Consider the following 18,013-nt stretch of genomic DNA (forward strand, 5'->3'; position numbering starts at 1 on the left):
GTGCCGCGCAAGTGCCTCAGGACCGGCCGAGACGGTCCCGCAGCTCACGCTTGAGGATCTTCCCGCTGGCGTTGCGCGGCAGCGCCGCCACGAACACGATCCGCTTCGGCGCCTTGAAGTGGGCGAGCTTCTCGCGCGCGTGGGCGAGGAGTTCGGCCTCGGTGACCTCGCCGCGCGGGACGACGACGGCGGTGACGGCCTCGATCCAGCGGTCGTCGGGCAGTCCGACGACCGCGGCCTCGGCGACGCCGGGATGGGTGTAGAGCGCGTCCTCGACCTGCCGGGACGCGACCAGCACCCCGCCGGAGTTGATGACGTCCTTCACCCGGTCCACGACCGTGTAGTAACCCTCCGCGTCCCGCACGGCGAGGTCCCCGGAGTGGAACCAGCCGTCGCGGAACGCCTCCGCCGTCTCCTCCGGCTTGTCCCAGTACCCCGCGCAGAGCTGCGGCGACCGGTAGACGACCTCGCCCGCCGTACCGTCCGGAACGTCCTCGCCGCTCTCGTCGACGATCCGTGCCTCGACATGCCGGACGGGCCTGCCGCAGGAGTCCATCCGGCCCTCGTGCTCGTCGGGTCCGAGGACCGTGGCGAGGGGGCCGATCTCGCTCTGTCCGAAGCAGTTGTAGAAGGCGAGCGAGGGCAGCCGGGCGCGCAGCCGTTCCAGTACGGGCACCGGCATGACCGAGGCGCCGTAGTACGCCTTGCGCAGCGCGGTCAGGTCGCGCGTCGTGAACTCGGGGTGCCGCGAGAGGCCGATCCATACGGTGGGCGGCGCGAAGAGGCTGTCCGCACGGCCCGCGCCGACGAGTGCGAAGATCGCCTCCGCGTCCGGCGCGTCCAGGATCGTGTTCTCCGCGCCGACCGCGAGATACGGCAGCAGGAAGACATGCATCTGGGCGGAGTGGTAGAGCGGCAGCGAGTGGACCGGCCGGTCGCTCTCCCGCAGGTCCAGGGCGGCGATGGAGCTGGCGTACGCGTGCACCTGGGCGCGGTGCGTCATCATGGCGCCCTTGGGCAGCGCGGTGGTGCCCGAGGTGTAGAGCAGCTGGGACAGCTCGCCCGGGTCGCCGGCGCGTTCGTACGGCCTCGGCGCGGCCAGTGCGGCGAGCAGCGAGTCGTCGGTGTCCCGCAGCGCGCGTACCGGAACGTCTCCGGGGATCCGCCCGGCGAGTCCCGGATCCGCGAGGACGAGCGCGCTGCCCGACTGCCGTACGAGATAGCCGAGGTCGTCGCCGGTGAGGTGCTGATTGACCGGTACGTGGACGAGCCCGGCCCGCGCGCAGGCGAGGTAGGCGATCAGATAGACGTCCGAGTTGTGGCCGTAGGACGCCACCCGGTCGCCGTCCGCGAGACCGTGCCCGCGCAGCTCGGCGGCGGCGGTGGAAACGGCGGCGTCCAGCTCCGCGTAGGTCCAGGCGCGGTCCGCGTACCGTACGGCCACACGGCCGGGCACCCGGGCCGCGGTACGGCGCACCACGCCGTCGACGGTGCTGTCGAGCAACTCCCGCAGGGGATCGTCGGGTTCCGGCGCGGTGTGGTCCTCGGCGTTCATGGCGCGATCCTCCGGGCCGCCGCGGCGCGGGTCAATCCCCCGGACCGCCTCCCGACCGCCACGGGACCCGCCGGGTCGTGTCCGGGTCATGGGCTGAGGGCGAGGAAGACGAACGCGGCGAAGATCCCCAGATGCACGCCGCCCTGGAGCAGCGTGGCCCGGCCCGGAGCGACGGTCAGGGCGCCCACCACCACGGTCAGCGCGAGCAGCACCATATGGATGGCGCCCAGCCCGAGCACCAGCGGCCCGCTCAGCCAGATCGTGGCGAGCGCGATGGCCGGGATCGTCAGACCGATGCTCGCTATGGCGGAGCCGAGCGCCAGATTGAGGCTGGTCTGCACCCGCTCGCGGCGGGCGGCGCGTACGGCGGCGAGCGTCTCGGGCAGCAGTACCAGCAACGCGATGACCACACCGACCACGGCCTGTGGCAGTCCGGCCGACTCCACACCCGACTCGATGGTGGGGGACACCGCCTTCGCGTCCCCGACGACGGCGATCAGTGCCACGACCAGCATCACCAGGCTGAGGACGGTCGCGGAGCGGGTGGGCAGCGGGGCGTGCGAGTCCTCCTCCCGCACATCCCCCGCCTGGGTGACGGGCAGAAAGTAGTCGCGGTGACGGACGGTCTGTACGGCGACGAAGAGCCCGTACAGGACGAGCGAGGCGACCGCGGCGAAGCCCAGTTGCGCGGGCGAGAACTCGGGGCCCGGCTTGCTGGTGGTGAACGTCGGGATCACCAGCGTCAGAGTGGCCAGGGTGGCGACGGTGGCCAGCGCGGTGCCCGTGCCCTCCGCGTTGAACACGGCGACCCTGCTGCGCACGGCGCCGACCAGCAGGCAGAGCCCGAGAATGCCGTTGCAGGTGATCATGACGGCGGCGAAGACCGTGTCACGGGCGAGGGAGGCGGTCTTGTCGCCGCCGTCGATCATCAGCGTGACGATGAGCGCCACCTCGATGACCGTGACCGCGACGGCGAGGACGAGTGAGCCGAAGGGCTCCCCCACCCGGTGGGCCACGACCTCGGCGTGGTGCACGGCCGCGAGCACGGCGCCCGCGAGACAGAGGGCGACGAGCGCGACCGCGAAGCCCGGCAGGCTGCGCCCCCAGCTGAGGACCAGCGCGACCACCGCGACCAGCGGCACCACCACGGTCCACTGGGACACCAGTGACCTGATGCCGATGCTCATCCTCATGCGCCTCACGCTGCCAGAGGTGCTGGTGGTGCGCTCGGTGACGCCGCCGTACGGCGGCCCCGTGCCGTGGCCCGTGATGCGGTGTCAGTTCCGCTGTGGTAAGAGGTCCTGACGGTGAGATCCCAGGAGACGACGTTCAGGGGAGGGCTGCCGCATGGCGGAGGACCGGGCGCACGGACAGGGAGCGAGCGGTACGGAGGCCGGCGCGGGGGGCGGCGCGGCGGGCGGCGGACGGGGCGGCGCGCGGCCTCTGAGCCGGCGCAGGCTGGGCGGCGGGATGCTGGCCCTGGGCGGGGCCCTCGCCGTGGCACCGATCCCGTTCGCCGACGGCGCGGCCCGCGCCGCCGCGGCGGGACCGCGTGGCGGGTCCGGTGGCCGGGGGCGGACGACGCTGCGGCACGGCTCCGCCGAGCGGGCCGGGCTCCTCCCCGGCCAGCTGGACCGGCTGGTCGACGAGGCGACGGCCTTCCTCGGCCCCTCCCCCGCGCACCCCTGGTACGCGGGCGCGGTGCTGCTCGCCGGGCGCGGCGGGACGGTCGCCCTGCACCGGCCGCTCGGTGCGGCCGTGCGCTACGCGGCCTACGACGAGAAGACCGACACCGGAGTGGAGCTGCCGCCGGAGCGGCGGATCGCGATGGCCGAGGACACGGTCTTCGATCTCGCCTCCCTCTCCAAGCTGTTCACCTCGATCCTCGCCGTCCAGCAGATCGAGCGCGGAGCACTGGAGCTGACGGCCCGCGTCACCACGTACCTCCCGGAGTTCGGGCGGGCGGGCAAGCAGGACGTGACCGTGCGCCAGCTGCTGACGCACACGTCCGGCTTCCGCGCCTGGGTCCCGCTCTATACGGCGCCGACGTACGAGGGCAAGCTCCAGCTGCTGTGGAACGAGGCTCCGGTGAGCCCGCCCGGTACGGCCTATCTGTATTCGGACCTCAATCTGATCTCGCTCCAGCTGATCCTGGAGCGGATCACCGGTCACACACTGGACACACTGCTCCACGACGAGATCACCGCTCCGCTCTCGATGCACCGCACGCGCTACAACCCGCCCGCCTCCTGGAGACCGAGGATCGCCGCCACCGAGGACGCGCGCCCGCCGTGGTCCGGGCTCGACCGGGGGCTGGTGTGGGGCGAGGTGCACGACGAGAACGCCTACAGCCTCGGCGGGGTCGCGGGCCACGCCGGGGTCTTCTCCACCGCCTGGGACCTGGCGATCCTCGCCCGTACGCTGCTGAACGGCGGCGCGTACGGCCGGGCCCGGATCCTGCGGCCCGAGTCCGTGGAGCTGATGTTCACCGACTTCAACACCGGCTTCCCCGGCGACGCCCACGGACTGGGCTTCGAGCTCTACCAGCACTGGTACATGGGCGCCATGGCGACCCCGGGCACGGCGGGCCACACCGGGTTCACCGGCACCAGTCTCGTCCTCGACCCGACGACCGACTCCTTCCTGATCGTGCTCGGCAACTCGGTGCACCCCGTGCGGAGCTGGCGGTCCGGCAGCGCGCCGCGCGTCGCGACGGCCGACCGGATGGCACGCGCCGTCGCGGTGCGGCCCGCGCACGGCCGTACCGCGTGGTTCTCCGGCATGGCGGGCGCCTCGACGGCCACGCTGACCCTGCCCCCGGTCACGGCCCGCGCCGGGGTGCTGCGCTGTTCGCTGTGGTGGGACACCGAGCCGGACACGGACGGGCTGTTCCTGGAGGCGTCGGCCGACGCCGGGACGAGCTGGCGGCCGGTGCCCTTCACGACCGTACGCGCCGGGCGGGAGCCGCTGGCGCACCCGGCGGGTTCGGCCACGGGCTGGTCGGACCGCGTCTGGCACCGGCTGACCGCGGACCTGGCGGCCTGGCGCGACACGGCGGTACGGCTGCGCTGGCGGTACACGACGGACCGGCTGTACGTGGGACGCGGCGCGTACGTGGACGGGCTGCGGATCGAGGACGGCGGGCGCCCGGTCTTCGACGAGGCGCGGCGGAAGGACGCGGCGCGCATCGAGGCGGCCGGCTGGGTGGCGTCGGAGGACTGACGGTTGTGGCCGCCCCGGACGACGACCGCGTGGTACGAGACACGCGCGGGTCTGGCGGTACGTACGCGTCAGGGGTCCGGGGCCGGCGACGGGGGCCGGCAGCGGGGAGGTGCGCTCAGCGGCCCCTGGTGCCGTGCTGCTGGCGCAACGCGGCGACCTGCCGGTACAGCTCCACCGCCTCGGCTCCCCGTCCCAGCTGTTCCAGGCAGTGCGCCTCGTCGTTCCTGGCCGCCAGGGTCTCCGGGTGGACGGGGCCCAGGACCCGGTCCCGGGCCTCCGCGACCCTGCGGTAGACGGTCAGGGCCTCGGGCCAGCGCTCCAGCCAGCCCAGGCCGACGGCGATCTCCCGGCGGCTGACGAGGGTGTCGGGGTGATCGGGGCCGAGGACCTGTTCCCGGGCCGCGCACACCTCACGGGCCTCCGCGAGCGCCTCGTCCCAGCGCGCGAGCCGGCCCAGGTTGACCCCGAAGCCGTGCCGGGCCCGGAGGGTCTCCGGATGCAGCGGCCCCTGGACACGGCGCCGGTCGGCGACGAGCCCGCGGTACAGATCGAGCGCCTCCTCGCTGCGGCCCAGCCGTCCCAGGCTGATGCCGATCTCGTAGCGCGCGGAGAGCGTGTCGGGGTGGTCGGGGCCCAGCGCGCGGGCGCGGACGGCGGCCACCTCACGGTAGGCGCCCAGCGCCTCCGGCCAGCGGCCGAGCCGCCCCAGCGCGTAACCCACCTCGTACTGGCTGACCAGCGTGTCGGGATGGTCGGCGCCGAGCACCCGGGCGCGCGCCACGGCGACCGAGTGGGCCAGCCGGTACGCGTCCTCCAGCCGGCCGAGACGGCTGAGGTTGTACGCCAGGTTGTGGCGGCAGCGCAGGGTGTCCGGATGGTCGGGGCCCATCGTGCGCTCGCGCGAGGCGAGCACCGCGGCGAACACGTCATGGGCCTCGAAATGCCGGCCGAGCTGCCCCAGCGCGAACGCCGTCTCCTGGCGGGCGGCCAGCGTCTCCGGATGGTCCTGGCCGAGCGCGCGGGCCCGTCCCTCCGCGACGCGGGTGAACTCGCGCAGCGCGTCCGCCGCGCGCCCGGTCCTGCTGAGCGTGAACCCGACCTCGTACCGGCTGGCGAGGGTGTCGGGATGGTCGGGGCCGAGGGCGTGCTCGCGTTCCGCGGCGACCGCGCGGTGCACCTCGCCCGCCTCCTCCCAGCGGCCGAGCCGGCCGAGGCTCAGACCGGCGTTGTGCCGGCTGACGAGGACCGCGAGCTGCTCGGGTGACGGGGTGGGCCGCGCCGCGGCCGGGTACGTGCCGGTGGTGGCGCGCGGATCGGCGGGCCGGGTCCACTCGCCGGTGAGCCCCGCGGAGTGGTCGGGCGGGGTGGGCCGCAGCACGGACACACCGGTCGCCTTGTGACCGGTGGTCATGGAGCGGGCCCAGGACGGCAGCCGGGAACCGCCCGACAGCGGCTCCGCCTCGTCCCGCGCGGGGAACGCCGGGGGTGTGTGCGGCCCGGTGCTCACCGGGCCCGTACTGACCGGGCCCGGGTACCCGGGCGCCGTGCTCCCCGGAACCGTGCCCGCCGCGCCCGGGGCCGTACGCGCGGCGCCGATCCTGCGCCGCAGGTCCCCCGCGTCGGCGGGCCGCTCCTCCGGTGTCTTGGCCAGCAGATCGAGGACGAGCCGGTCGAAGAACTCCGGCAGCTCGGACCGGTGCTTGCGCGGCGGCTCCGGGATCGTGTCGCGGTGGCCGACCAGTACCGCCCAGGTGTCGCCCAGGTCGAACGGCGGGGCGCCGGTGGCGATCTCGTACAGCACACAGCCCAGCGAGTAGAGGTCGCTGCGGTGGTCGATCTGGCCGGCGCCGATCTGCTCGGGCGACATGTAGTGCGGGGTGCCCATCGCGATGCCCGTGCCGGTCAGCCGCGAGGTGAAGCCGATGTCATGGCCGAGCCGCGCGATGCCGAAGTCGCAGATCTTCACCGTGCCGTCGGAGAGCCGCATGATGTTGGCGGGCTTCAGGTCCCGGTGGACGATGCCCTGGCCATGGGTGTACGCGAGGGCGTCCGCGACCTGCTCGGCGATGTCGACGACATGGGGCACCGGCAGCGGATGCTGCTGGTTGTCCTCCAGCAGCTGGCTGAGGTTGCGTCCGTCGAGCAGCTCCATCACGAGATAGAGCACGCCGTCGTCCTCGCCGAAGTCGTGGACGACGGTGACACCCCGGTGCTGGAGGGCGGCGGCGACCCGCGCCTCCCTGCGGAACCGCTCCCGCATGATCCGGGTGAAGGACTGGTCCTGCTGCGGGCCCAGCGGCTTGAGGCACTTGACCGCGACGTGCCTGCCGAGCGATTCGTCGCGGGCCCGCCACACCTCGCCCATCCCCCCGCGCCCGATCCGGTCGAGCAGCCGGTAGCGGCCTTGGATCAGCCTGGTGTCCGCCATCGCGTGCTGTCGCCCCCGTCGCCTCGCTGCGCCCTCCCCGGCCCGTCCAGTATGGCCGCACCGTCCTGGAGTGTGTACGGGGCGGGACGGGTGTCGGGGGCCGAGCCCGGCCATTGCCCGGAGAATGTGCCGCGGCGGCGGCCACCACCGCACCCGGGCGGGAATGGCCGTTCGACCCGGCCCTGCCGGGCTCGCGCGCGGACGGGTATGCGAACGGGTATCCGGCCAGGACGGGCGGACTCGCGCGCGGCGTAGCACGATGGCAGCATGCTGTTGGCACCGCTCGCGCATGTCTCCCGGGAGGTCGCCGAGACGTCGGCGCGCTCCCGGAAGATCTCCCTGCTGGCCGGACTCTTCCGTACGGCGGGACCCGAGGACGTGCCCATCGTCATTCCGTATCTGGCCGGGCGGCTGCCGCAGGGCAGGATCGGAGTCGGCTGGAACGCGCTGAAGGACCCGCCCCCGCCGGCGGACCGCGCGCTGCTGACCGTGCACCGGGTCGATGCCACCTTCACCGCCCTCGCCGCCGTGGCGGGCCGCGGGGCGCAGGGCGAGCGACGGCGGCTGGTCCAGGAACTGCTGGGCGCGGCCACCGAGGAGGAGCAGCGCTTCCTGGTGGGGCTGGTCTCCGGCGAGGTGCGCCAGGGCGCGCTGGACGCCGTCGCCGTCGAGGCGCTGGCGGAGACCTCGGGCGCGCGGCCCGCCGCGGTGCGCCGGGCGGTGATGCTGGCGGGTTCCCTCCAGAAGGTGGCGGAGCGGCTGCTGGCGGAGGGGCCGCGGGTGCTCGAGGAGTTCCTGCTCACGGTGGGACGGCCCGTTCTGCCGATGCTCGCGCAGAGCGCGGCGAGCGTCGCGGAGGCGATCGACCGGCTCGGGGAGTGCGCCATCGAGGAGAAACTGGACGGCATCCGGGTGCAGGTGCACCGCGACGGGCCGACGGTACGGATCTTCACGCGCACGCTCGACGACATCACGGACCGGCTGCCCGAGGTGACCGCGATCGCCCTGGAGCTGCCGGGCGACCGCTTCGTCCTGGACGGGGAGGTCATCGCGCTGGACGCGGAGGGCAGGCCGAGGCCGTTCCAGGAGATCGCGAGCCGGGTCGGCTCGCGGATGGACGTACGGTCCGCCGCCGCGGCCGTGCCGCTGTCACCGGTCTTCTTCGACATCCTCGCCGCCGGGGGCGAGGACGTGCTGGAACTGCCGTGCGCGGAGCGGCACGAGGCGCTGGCGCGGCTGGTCCCCGAGCCGATGCGGGTACGGCGGCTCGTGGTCACCGGCGCGGCCCGGGAGGAGGCGCGGGCCGCCGAGGCGTTTCTGCGCGACACCCTGGCCCGGGGCCACGAGGGTGTGGTGATCAAGGCGCTCGACACCCCCTACAGCGCGGGCCGGCGCGGGGCGGGCTGGCTGAAGGTGAAACCGGTGCACACCCTGGATCTCGTGGTGCTCGCCGCGGAGTGGGGACACGGCAGGCGCACCGGCAGACTCTCCAATCTGCATCTGGGCGCGCGCCGGCCGGACGGCTCGTTCGCGATGCTCGGCAAGACGTTCAAGGGGCTGACGGACCAGATGCTGGAGTGGCAGACGGAACGTCTGCGGGAACTGGCGGTCCGTGACGACGGCTTCACCGTGACCGTACGTCCTGAGCTGGTGGTCGAGATCGCGTACGACGGTCTCCAGCGCTCGTCCCGCTACCCGGCGGGCGTGACGCTGCGCTTCGCCCGGGTGGTCCGCTACCGCGAGGACAAGCCCGCGACCGAGGCGGACACGGTCGAGACGGTCCTCGCGGCGCACGACGTGCCGGACCACGGCCGACAGCGCGGGACGGACGCGACGGTGTGACCGGGCCGCCCGGCAGGGCGGCGAGCCCCGGGGCCGGTGAGCGGTACCGGCCCCGGGACGTGTGCGGTCCCCCGCGGGATGCTCCGCGCCGGGTGCCTATGCCCCGCCGGGCTCCTCGGGCGCGCCGGGCTTCTCGGCCCGGCTGGGCTCCTCGGCCCGGCTCGGCTCCTCGGCCCGGCTGGGCTCCTCAGCCGCGCGGGACGACGGTCGCGAGCACCGTCGGCAGTGAGCGCCAGTCGGCCGAGATCAGGCTGGCGTTCCGCTGGGCCAGCAGCGTCAGCCGGTCGCGGGCCTGCTGCTCGGTGGGGTTGGAGCCGTCGATGGCCGGCGGCACGTTGTGGGCGTCCGTCATCAGCAGGAAGTAGTTCCGCTGCGCGTACCAGGCGGTGTCGATGGTGCCGGCCGCGTAGGCGGAGGCGTCGCCGTCGAAGAACACGAACCAGGGCCTGATCGTCGCGTCCGTGTAGCGGGTGCGCGGATCACCGGCGGTGGCCTTGTGGACGGCGGGGAAGGCTGCGGCCTCGCCCAGCCGGCCCGCCGCCTTGAGGTCACGCAGATAGGTGGCGTACTCACGGTCGGTCCACAGGGTGTCGAGCGGATTCTGCTCCTCCACCGTGCCGGGGATCAGCTCGACGATGAACTTGCCGGCCATCTGCGCGCGCGTGGGCCAGGCGCCGGCCTGGGCCGCCTGGTCGAGGTCGCCGCGGTCGCCCGCCAGGTCGGCGGGGCGGTAGAGCGCGTCGCCGAGCTTGCTGTTGAGCAGCGCGTCGAGGGCGCCGGGGCCACGGCCGGCCTGGCCCTGGAAGCCGTCCTTCATCTCGATCTTGATGACGATGGGACGGTGGCCCTGGTGGGCGTCGTGCCAGGTCTTGAGGTCGGTCAGACAGCCGGCCAGATCGCGGTCCTTCGCGTTGGTACGCAGCTGGCTCACCGTGGTGGCGTTGGCGCAGTTGTTGTCGTTGCCCAGCGGATTGCTGTGCGACACGCGCCAGGAGGCGCCGAACACATTGGTCCATACGTCGAGTTCGAGCATCCCGGCACCGGAGTCCAGCGCGTCCGCGAAGTACGGGAAGGTGGCCTTCTCGTACGCGTTGTGGACACCGACCCCGGTGGTGGAGGGGTACGGCAGCGTGCTCGTGTCGTCGGCGGCGGCCGACGTGGTGGCGAAGGCGAGCACGGCGACGGCACCGGCCGCCACCATCGTGCGAAGGAGCTTTGCCATATCCCTTGTTCCTCCCGTTGCGCATGTCTTGGGCATGTCAACCGAGAGGGAGCGTAGGCGAGTTCGGTGACGCGCGGGAGGACGCGAGCTTACGGATGCGATCAGCGGGGAAACGGGCCCGGGGATCATCGACGCGGTCGCCGGCGCCGGACGCCCGGCCCTCCGGGTCTGCCATCATGGGCGAAACGGAACCCTGCTCCATTCGCGAGACGGATCATCGTTCCGCTTTGTACCTCACGGAAGGAGCGTCGCGGTGAACGACAGCGGCCGGAGCCGGAGCACGGGAAGCGCGGCCGGATCCCAGCGCAAGGACGCCCGGCGCAACCGCCAGACCCTGCTGGAGGCGGCGGCCACGGTCTTCGTCACCTCGGGTGTGGAAGCCCCGGTACGCGATATCGCGGCCAAGGCCGGCGTCGGGATGGGCACGATCTACCGCCACTTCCCCACCCGGGCGGACCTCGTCATCGCCGTCTACCGCCATCAGGTCGACGCCTGCGCCGAGGCCGGGCCGGTCCTGCTGGCGGCCGGCCCGACACCTCACGCCGCACTCGGACGGTGGGTCGATCTCTTCGTCGACTTCCTGGTCACCAAGCACGGTCTCGCCGCCGCGCTGCGGACCGACAACGCCCGCTTCGAGACGCTGCACGCCTACTTCCTCGACCGCCTCGTGCCGGTGTGCGCCGAGCTGCTCGACGCCGCTGTCGCCGCCGGTGAGATCCGCTCCGGCCTCGACGCCCTCCAGCTCATGCACGGCATCGGAAATCTCTGCGTCGGCGCCGACAGCGATCCCGACTACGACGCACGCGGACTGGTCGCGCTCCTCGTCGCGGGACTGCGCCAACCACGCTGACCGCTCAACTCCCCTGTCGTGCACGGTGGTTCCGCGAGGCTGCCGCGACGGAGATGACGCCCGGCCCGCCGCACGGAGAAGCGCCCCGCCGCTCGGCGGGGCGCGCTCGGTGCGCGAGGCGCGTGGTCGGGGGCGCGGCGGCCGTCACGGTCGCGCCCCCGCGGTACGGCTACGGCAGCTGCTCCTCGATGGCCGCGCGGCCCTTCTCGGCCAGTCGGCGCCTGGCCCATTCGATGTTCTCCGGGGTGAGATCGCGGCCGGAGGCGAGCGCGAGATCTTCGGCCGTGACCTGGTCGCACGCGCCGGTGTGCAGCAGCCGGTCGGGGGTCACGCTCTCGGGCTCCGGTTGCGCCGTGGACTCTGCGTTCATGCCGCCTCCTCGTTCATCCGGTGTTCGCCATTCTCGTGCCCGCCGGGCCCCGCCGCATCCCCGGTAGGCCCCGGTGGAAGGCCGCGCCACGGCCTGGGCGGCCGGGGATCACCCCGCCGGGCGGGTCCGGGAGGCGGACCGCCGCCCGAGCAGTTCCGCCAGGCCCCTGCGGGTCGCGGCCAGCACCACCCGGTCCCGGGGGTGCAGCACATAGCCGGGGTGCAGATCCCAGACCAGCCCGGCCGGCCGCCGCTCCTCGTGATCGAGCCGGGTGTCGGCGAGATCGGGCACCCGGTCCCCGGGCGCGGCGGTGTCCAGCGCGATGACCCGCCAGGCGCCCGGCCGGAACACCTCCGCGACCGTACGGCCCTCCAGCCGAGGATGACCCGCCACATCGATGGCGGCCATCAGCAGCACCTTGCGTTCCACCGGGATCGCCCCGAGGATCTGGCGCCCCATCATGGCGATGGCGAAGGCGGGGGCCGCCAGGGTGGAGACGCTGCGGCTGCGGGTGAGCGCCCCGGGGTGCGCGGCGCGCAGGGTGCGGTAGACGGCGGTCGCGAAGTCGTCGTCGTACAGCCGCAGCGCCACCCGCAGATCGGGGGCGACGGAGCGCGCGTAGAGCGCGGCCTCAAGGTTGGTGGTGTCGACGCTGGTGAGGGCGAGCAGGGCGTGCGCCCGCTCGATCTTGGCCGCCTCCAGTACCCCCTCCTGGGTCACGTCCCCCAGGACGGTCGGCACGCGCAGGGCGCGGGCGAGCGCGATCCCCCGCGCGTCGGGGTCCTCCTCCACGCACACCACGGGGATGCCCAGCTCACGCAGGCGTACGAGCACCCGGCTGCCGATCTTGCCGAGTCCGAGGAGTACGACATGACCGGAGATGCCGCGCGGCGGGCGGCGCAGCGCCGATGCCGTACGGAACGTGCCGAGCGCCTCCAGGACCGCCGCGAGCACCACGGGCAGCAGCAGGACTCCGGTGACCATGGCGAGCAGCTGCATGACCTGCCGGGGCGCGGGCTCGCCCACGGCGGGATCGCCGATGGCGAAGAGATCGAGCAGCGTGAGGTACATCGCGCCCAGCGGATGCGCCCCGGTGACCAGCGACGACACGACCGCGAGGGCGAGCACGGCGGCGATGATCCCGGCGAAGGACCACCGCAGCCGACGGGAGAACAGTGAGGCGAGCGGGGCGCCGCGGCCCGTGAGCCTGCGCGGCGGCAGGTCGGGCGCGGCGTGCGAGACCGCTTCCAGCACGACCGTGCCGCGTCCGGTGGCGGCGGCGGCGCTCGCGTCGTCGGGCAGCAGTCGCGGGCCGTCCTGACCGCTGTTGTCCGAACCCTCCGCCCCGGCCGGGTCGTTGGTGGTGGCGGAGAGCAGGGCGAGGGTGCACAGCCCCGGGTCGGCGACCTCGCCCGGCCCCGGCGGGTTGCGCTCCACGGCCCGCAGCAGCAGGCCGTCGGCCCGTACCACCTTGCTGGTCCCCGCGACGGCGGTGGCGGCCAGTGCGGGGGCGGCGGTGTCGGCGTCCGAGAGGACGGTGGTGGTGGCGTCCAGGGCCGCCCGGTCGAGACCGGGGAGGGCGACGGCCGCGGCCTGGTCGAGCAGCTCCTCCAGATGCTGGCCGAGCTTGCGGTTGTAGAGCCGGATGACCAGCCGCAGCTGGGGATTGAGCCGGCGGGCGGCGAGCGCGACCCGGATGTTGATGTCGTCGTCGTCATGGACGAGGGCGAGCGCCGCCGCCTCGTCCACTCCGGCGTCGACGAGGACGTCCTCGTCGAGTTCCGCCGCTTCGAGGAGGCGGGGACCGTCCGGTCTCCTGGTCCCCTCCCCCGCCGGTTCGGGGAGCGTCGCGGCCGTTCGGGCCATGGCCGCTGACATCCGTCCGAAGAAGGCCGAGGCCCGGCCCGGACCGGCCAGCGGAGCGGGCGGGAGCCGGGAGGGGCGTACCGGCGGGACGACGAGCGTCACCCGTTCGCCATAGACGTCGCGCAGCTCGCTCGCCAGCCGGTGGGCCAGGGTGTCGTCGCCGCAGACGACCATATGGCCGGTCGGAAGGCCCTGTTGTACCTGGTGAGGAAGTGTGGACACGGCACCAGTGTGCCGAACGGGTGAGCGGACGCGACACAGCCGCCCCGGCCGGGAGCGTGGGGCCGAGAGCGGCTGAATCGATGTCAGAACGCTTTGTGCCGGGGAACTATGACACGAGATCAGAAATCCCGATCAAGCGCCTGATCGGGTGTCTCGGTCGGACTCCCGGCCAACGTCCCGATCAGGTGTTCTTCACGGAGTACGAGTGGGCACCGACACCGGCCAGCGCCCCCTTGTCGACGATCAGGTACTCGTCGCGCAGCGGGGTGTCCGCGAAGAAGGACTCCAGGATCTCCCGGGTACCCGCGGCGTAGCGGGCCTGGGCGGAGAGCGAGGAGCCGGAGATGTGCGGGGTCATGCCGTGGTGCGGCATGGTCCGCCACGGGTGGTCGGCCGGCGCGGGCTGCGGGTACCACACGTCGCCCGCGTAACCGGCGAGCTGACCGCTGCGCAGCGCGCGGTCGATGGCGTCGCGGTCGGCGATCTTCGCGCGGGCGGTGTTGATGAGGTAGGCGCCGCGCTTCATGGTGGCGAGCAGCTCGTCGCCGAAGAGTCCCTCCGTCTCGGGGTGGAGGGGCGCGTTGATCGTCACCACGTCGCAGTGCGGGACCATGTCGGCCGCGCTCTCGTGCCAGGTGAGCCCCAGCTCCTGCTCGACGGACTCGGGCAGCCGGTGACGGTCGGTGTAGTGCAGCCCGACGTCGAAGGGTGCCAGCCTGCGCAGGACGGCGAGCCCGATCCGGCCCGCGGCGACGGTGCCGACCTGCATGCCCTCCAGGTCGTACGACCGGGCGACGCAGTCCGCGATGTTCCAGCCGCCGTCCAGGACCCACTGGTGCGAGGGCAGGTAGTTCCGTACGAGCGACAGCGTCATCATCACGACATGCTCGGCGACGCTGATGCTGTTGCAGTACGTGACCTCGGCGACGGTGATGCCCTTGGCGATGGCGGCGTCGAGGTCGACATGGTCGGAACCGATGCCCGCCGTGATGGCGAGCTTCAGGTTCTCGGCCTTGGCGATGCGCTCCGCCGTCAGGTACGCGGGCCAGAACGGCTGCGAGATGACCACATCGGCGTCGACCAGCTCCTGGTCGAAGACCGAGCCCTCCCGGTCCTTGTCCGAGGTGACGACGAGGGTGTGGCCGCGGGACTCCAGGAACGTACGCAGCCCCAGCTCACCGGAGACACTGCCGAGGAGCTGCCCGGGGGTGAAGTCGATGCCCTGCGGAGTGGGGGTGGTCTGGCCGCCCGGGTAGTGGTCGATGCGCGGGAGGTCGTCGCGCGCGTACGTCTTGGGGTATCCGTCGACCGGGTCGTCGTACAGCACACACAGCACCTTTGCCATGACTGCGGCTCCTCATTCATCGCTGCGGGAAGGTGTCTTCCACACTCCTGCACCGCCGGGTCATGGTCAAAATGAATGCTTCTATGTCGGGATAGGAAGCGGCTATCCCGGATCTCCCTGCGGGGTCGCCGGACTCAGATAGGTGTCCAGGAGCCGGTCGAGCGCCTCCCGTACGCCCGCCTCCCTGGCTATCTCCAACAGGGCTCTGGCCAGCACGGGTTCGGGACTGCGGTCGGCGATGACCAGGCCCACACGCGGTCCGCGCGCCGGGTGTTCCAGCGGGATCACCCGCATCCCGTCGGGAACTCCGAACATGTGCAGCCAGGCGTGGGAGATGACGCTCGACCAGTGACCGGCCGTGAGATGCGCGTACAGACCGGCGACGGAGTCCGTCTCGATGGCGGGGGTCACGGCGGTCACGCCCTCGGCGGCGAAGTACTCGTCCATGATCCGGCGGTTGCGCATCTGCGGGGAGAGCAGGCAGAGCGGCAGCCCGGCGATCTCCGCCCAGCGGGCGGCGGGGCGGCCCGTCATCGATCCGTCGTGTGGGGTGAGCAGCAGATAGCGCTCCTCGTACAGCGGACTCCTGCGGACGTGACCGAGGCTGTCGTCGTCGAGATAGGTGAGGGCGATGTCCAGTTCGAACTCGGCCAGCCGCTGGGCGATCTCGCGGGAGGAGAGGGAGTCGAGCGAGACCCGGGCGCGGGGATGCCGTTCCACGAAGGGGGTGGTGAGCAGGCTGGCGGCGGTCAGGGCGGTGGGGATGGCGCCCAGCCGCAGGGTACCGGCCAGACCGTCGCGCATCGCGGAGAGTTCATGGCGCAGGGCGTCGCGCTCGGCGAGGATGCGGTGTGCCCAGAGCAGCACCCGTTCGCCCTCGGGGGTCAGCCCCTCGAAGCGGCGTCCTCGCTGGACGATGGGCACGTCCAGTTCGTGCTCCAGTTTGCGGATCGCCGCGGACAGCGAGGGCTGCGACACGAAACAGGCCGCCGCGGCACGGGCGAAGTGCCGTTCCCTGGCGAGTGCGACCAGATACTCCAGCTGACGCAGCAACATCGCTCGCTCCCCTGCTCGGTCCGCGTACTCACCCTGTCAGGCCCGCGCCGCCGGCGGGACCTCCCCGGCGGGCCCGGTCTCACAGGGCGACGAGGGTGACCTCGGTGGCCTTGACACTGGTCCATACGGATACGCCGTCGGCCAGGCCGAGCTCGGCGGCGGACTGCGGCGTGATCTCGGCGACCAGATCGGGGGCCTCGTCCGAGGTGATCAGTACGCGCAGCCTGCTGCCGAGCGCGGTGATCTCGCGGACCGTCCCGCGCCAGACGTTGCGCGGGCTGCCGGCAGGGCGCTCACGGTGTACGGAGACGGCCTCGGGGGCGATGATCGCGAGGGCCGCCACGCCCTCGGCGGGCGGCTCGGCGACGATCAGCCGCCCGCCGGCGGCGAGTTCGAACCCGGCGGGCCCCGACCTGCCCGCCCAGGCGTTGCGCCCGAGCATCCGGGCGACCCACGGCGAACGCGGGTTGCGGGTCACCTCGGCGGGCGGGGCGTCCTGGAGGACCCTGCCGTCGTCGAGTACGAGGACCCGGTCGGCCAGCGAGACCGCCTCGACCGGGTCATGGGTGACGATCAGACAGACCCCGCCGAAGCCGTCGAGATGGCCGCGCAGGGTGTGCCGCACCCGTGCGCGGGTGGTCTGGTCGAGCGCGGCGAGCGGTTCGTCGAGAAGCAGCAGCCGGGGCCGGGCGGCGAGCGCGCGGGCCAGCGCGACCCGCTGCGCCTGTCCGCCGGAGAGCTGATGCGGCTTGCGGTGGGCGAGTTGTCCGACGCCGAGCCGGTCGAGCCACTCCCCCGCGCTGCGGCGGGCCTCGGCGCGCGGGACGCCATGGGCGCGCAGGCCGTACGCGGTGTTGGCGAGCGCGGTGAGATGGGGGAAGAGCGCGCCGTCCTGCGGGACCCAGGCGACACCGCGGCGGTGCGGCGGGAGGGCGGTGACATCGCGGTCGCCGAGACGGAGTGCGGCGTGGGCGCGCGGGGTGAGGCCGAGGAGGGCGCGCAGCAGTGTCGTCTTGCCGGCGCCGTTGGGGCCGACGACGGCGATGGTCGTGCCGGGCTCGGCGTCCAGGACGAGCTGGTTGAAGCCGGTGACCTCCGCGTGCAGCGGCCACTGTCCGGCCGGGGCCGGGGCCGTGCCCGGCGTGAGGGCGGTGTCGTCCGGTCCGGCGGATCCGGGCGGTGCGGACGGCGTGTCGGTGTCGTCCGGCAGCGGGGCACGGCCCGGTACGCGGTCGGCCGTCACGCCCGTCCAGCGTCCCCGCAGGGCGATCAGTACGCCCATCGCGATGGCGAGCAGCAGCAGGGAGACCGAGGTCGCGGCCTCGGGCGAGTCCTGGAGCAGCAGATAGACCTGGAGCGGAAGGGTCTGGGTGGTGCCGGGGAGGTTGCCCGCGAAGGTGATCGTGGCGCCGAACTCGCCGAGAGCGCGCGCCCAGGTCAGCGCGGCGCCCGCGGCGAGCCCCGGGGCGACCATGGGCAGGGTGACGGTGAGGAACACCCGTACCGGCGAGGCGCCCAGGGACGCGGCGGTCTCCTCGTAGGCGGGCCGCATTCCGGCGAGGGTGCCTTCGAGGCTGATGATGAGGAACGGCATCGCCACGAACGTCGCGGCGATCACCGCGCCCGAGGTGTGGAACGGCAGGGTGATGCCGAAGGAGTCCTCCAGCCACGGTCCGAGCAGCCCCCGCCGGCCGAAGCCGAGCAGCAGCGCGACCCCGCCGACCGTGGGCGGCAGCACCATCGGCAGCAGGACCAGCGCGCGTACCAGCGTCCTGCCCGGGAACCTCACCCGGGCCAGCAGCCATGCCAGCGGCACCCCGAGAAGCAGGGAGAGACCGAGCGCCCAGAAGGAGACCAGCAGCGACAGCCGCAGCGCCTCCACCACACCAGGAGCGGTGAGATGCGTCCCCAGATCGCCCCAGGGGGTACGGACGAGAATGCCGAGCAGGGGCAGCAGCAGAAACGCGATCGCGAGCAGCGCGGGAAGCGCCAGCGCCACGGGAGCGCCGGTGCCTCGGGCGCGCATGCGTCTCAT

At 73.2% G+C, this 18,013-nt stretch carries 12 protein-coding genes; 3 read left to right on the plus strand and 9 right to left on the minus strand.

The window, feature by feature from the left end; all coding sequences use genetic code 11:
- Positions 1 to 16 precede the first annotated feature (16 nt).
- Positions 17 to 1,555 (minus strand): fatty acyl-CoA synthetase, encoded by a 1,539-nt coding sequence (locus ACIOGX_RS03045; protein ID WP_401909773.1) that lies wholly within the window; start codon positions 1,553 to 1,555, stop codon positions 17 to 19.
- An 86-nt stretch (positions 1,556 to 1,641) separates the two neighbouring features.
- Positions 1,642 to 2,742, minus strand: coding sequence for a calcium:proton antiporter (locus tag ACIOGX_RS03050; RefSeq protein ID WP_401910516.1), 1,101 nt, complete (start codon positions 2,740 to 2,742; stop codon positions 1,642 to 1,644).
- 283 nt (positions 2,743 to 3,025) lie between these two features.
- Between ACIOGX_RS03050 and ACIOGX_RS03055 the strand changes: the two genes are divergently transcribed.
- Entirely contained in the window at positions 3,026 to 4,777 is a 1,752-nt protein-coding gene (locus ACIOGX_RS03055) for a serine hydrolase (RefSeq protein WP_401910519.1), read from the plus strand.
- A 115-nt stretch (positions 4,778 to 4,892) separates the two neighbouring features.
- On the opposite strand, the gene ACIOGX_RS03060 is transcribed toward ACIOGX_RS03055, so the two are convergent.
- A complete protein-coding gene (locus ACIOGX_RS03060; RefSeq protein ID WP_401909776.1) occupies positions 4,893 to 7,205 on the minus strand; it encodes a tetratricopeptide repeat protein in 2,313 nt (770 codons plus the stop codon).
- A gap of 267 nt (positions 7,206 to 7,472) precedes the next feature.
- Here ACIOGX_RS03060 and ACIOGX_RS03065 point away from each other — a divergent pair, with 267 nt between their 5' ends.
- The gene (locus ACIOGX_RS03065) at positions 7,473 to 9,047 is read left to right on the plus strand and encodes an ATP-dependent DNA ligase (protein WP_401909778.1); all 1,575 of its coding nucleotides are present in this window, start codon (positions 7,473 to 7,475) and stop codon (positions 9,045 to 9,047) included.
- 187 nt (positions 9,048 to 9,234) lie between these two features.
- Here ACIOGX_RS03065 and ACIOGX_RS03070 read toward each other — a convergent pair whose 3' ends face one another.
- A complete protein-coding gene (locus ACIOGX_RS03070) occupies positions 9,235 to 10,269 on the minus strand; it encodes a phosphatidylinositol-specific phospholipase C domain-containing protein (protein WP_401909781.1) in 1,035 nt (344 codons plus the stop codon).
- 253 nt (positions 10,270 to 10,522) lie between these two features.
- On the opposite strand from ACIOGX_RS03070, the gene ACIOGX_RS03075 reads away from it, so the two are divergent.
- Positions 10,523 to 11,119, plus strand: coding sequence for a TetR/AcrR family transcriptional regulator (locus tag ACIOGX_RS03075; RefSeq protein ID WP_356509578.1), 597 nt, complete (start codon positions 10,523 to 10,525; stop codon positions 11,117 to 11,119).
- A gap of 169 nt (positions 11,120 to 11,288) precedes the next feature.
- On the opposite strand, the gene ACIOGX_RS03080 is transcribed toward ACIOGX_RS03075, so the two are convergent.
- The 5 genes from ACIOGX_RS03080 to ACIOGX_RS03100 all read right to left on the minus strand — a co-directional run bounded on the left by ACIOGX_RS03080 (position 11,289) and on the right by ACIOGX_RS03100 (position 18,013).
- Positions 11,289 to 11,489 (minus strand): hypothetical protein, encoded by a 201-nt coding sequence (locus tag ACIOGX_RS03080; RefSeq protein ID WP_356509576.1) that lies wholly within the window; start codon positions 11,487 to 11,489, stop codon positions 11,289 to 11,291.
- 108 nt (positions 11,490 to 11,597) lie between these two features.
- Complete coding sequence (locus tag ACIOGX_RS03085; RefSeq protein WP_356509905.1) at positions 11,598 to 13,529, minus strand: NAD-binding protein; 1,932 nt, start codon at positions 13,527 to 13,529, stop codon at positions 11,598 to 11,600.
- A gap of 229 nt (positions 13,530 to 13,758) precedes the next feature.
- A complete protein-coding gene (locus tag ACIOGX_RS03090; RefSeq protein WP_129767568.1) occupies positions 13,759 to 14,922 on the minus strand; it encodes an NAD-dependent formate dehydrogenase in 1,164 nt (387 codons plus the stop codon).
- 102 nt (positions 14,923 to 15,024) lie between these two features.
- Positions 15,025 to 15,978, minus strand: a complete 954-nt coding sequence (locus ACIOGX_RS03095; RefSeq protein ID WP_356509574.1) for a LysR family transcriptional regulator — start codon at positions 15,976 to 15,978, stop codon at positions 15,025 to 15,027.
- Between the two features lie 79 nt (positions 15,979 to 16,057).
- Entirely contained in the window at positions 16,058 to 18,013 is a 1,956-nt protein-coding gene (locus ACIOGX_RS03100) for an ABC transporter permease (RefSeq protein ID WP_401909786.1), read from the minus strand.

The organism is Streptomyces sp. NPDC088147 (genome assembly GCF_044741565.1).
GTDB lineage: Bacteria > Actinomycetota > Actinomycetes > Streptomycetales > Streptomycetaceae > Streptomyces.

What these genes read in the sequence shown, in the direction of transcription:
- ACIOGX_RS03090 (WP_129767568.1), bottom strand. Translation starts at nt 14,922, where the DNA reads ATGGCAAAGGTGCTGTGTGTGCTGTACGACGACCCGGTCGACGGATAC.
- ACIOGX_RS03050 (WP_401910516.1), bottom strand. Translation starts at nt 2,742, where the DNA reads ATGAGCATCGGCATCAGGTCACTGGTGTCCCAGTGGACCGTGGTGGTG.
- ACIOGX_RS03095 (WP_356509574.1), bottom strand. Translation starts at nt 15,978, where the DNA reads ATGTTGCTGCGTCAGCTGGAGTATCTGGTCGCACTCGCCAGGGAACGG.
- ACIOGX_RS03085 (WP_356509905.1), bottom strand. Translation starts at nt 13,529, where the DNA reads ATGGTCGTCTGCGGCGACGACACCCTGGCCCACCGGCTGGCGAGCGAG.
- ACIOGX_RS03070 (WP_401909781.1), bottom strand. Translation starts at nt 10,269, where the DNA reads ATGGCAAAGCTCCTTCGCACGATGGTGGCGGCCGGTGCCGTCGCCGTG.
- ACIOGX_RS03045 (WP_401909773.1), bottom strand. Translation starts at nt 1,555, where the DNA reads ATGAACGCCGAGGACCACACCGCGCCGGAACCCGACGATCCCCTGCGG.
- ACIOGX_RS03065 (WP_401909778.1), top strand. Translation starts at nt 7,473, where the DNA reads ATGCTGTTGGCACCGCTCGCGCATGTCTCCCGGGAGGTCGCCGAGACG.
- ACIOGX_RS03080 (WP_356509576.1), bottom strand. Translation starts at nt 11,489, where the DNA reads ATGAACGCAGAGTCCACGGCGCAACCGGAGCCCGAGAGCGTGACCCCC.
- ACIOGX_RS03060 (WP_401909776.1), bottom strand. Translation starts at nt 7,205, where the DNA reads ATGGCGGACACCAGGCTGATCCAAGGCCGCTACCGGCTGCTCGACCGG.
- ACIOGX_RS03100 (WP_401909786.1), bottom strand. Translation starts at nt 18,013, where the DNA reads ATGAGACGCATGCGCGCCCGAGGCACCGGCGCTCCCGTGGCGCTGGCG.
- ACIOGX_RS03055 (WP_401910519.1), top strand. Translation starts at nt 3,026, where the DNA reads ATGCTGGCCCTGGGCGGGGCCCTCGCCGTGGCACCGATCCCGTTCGCC.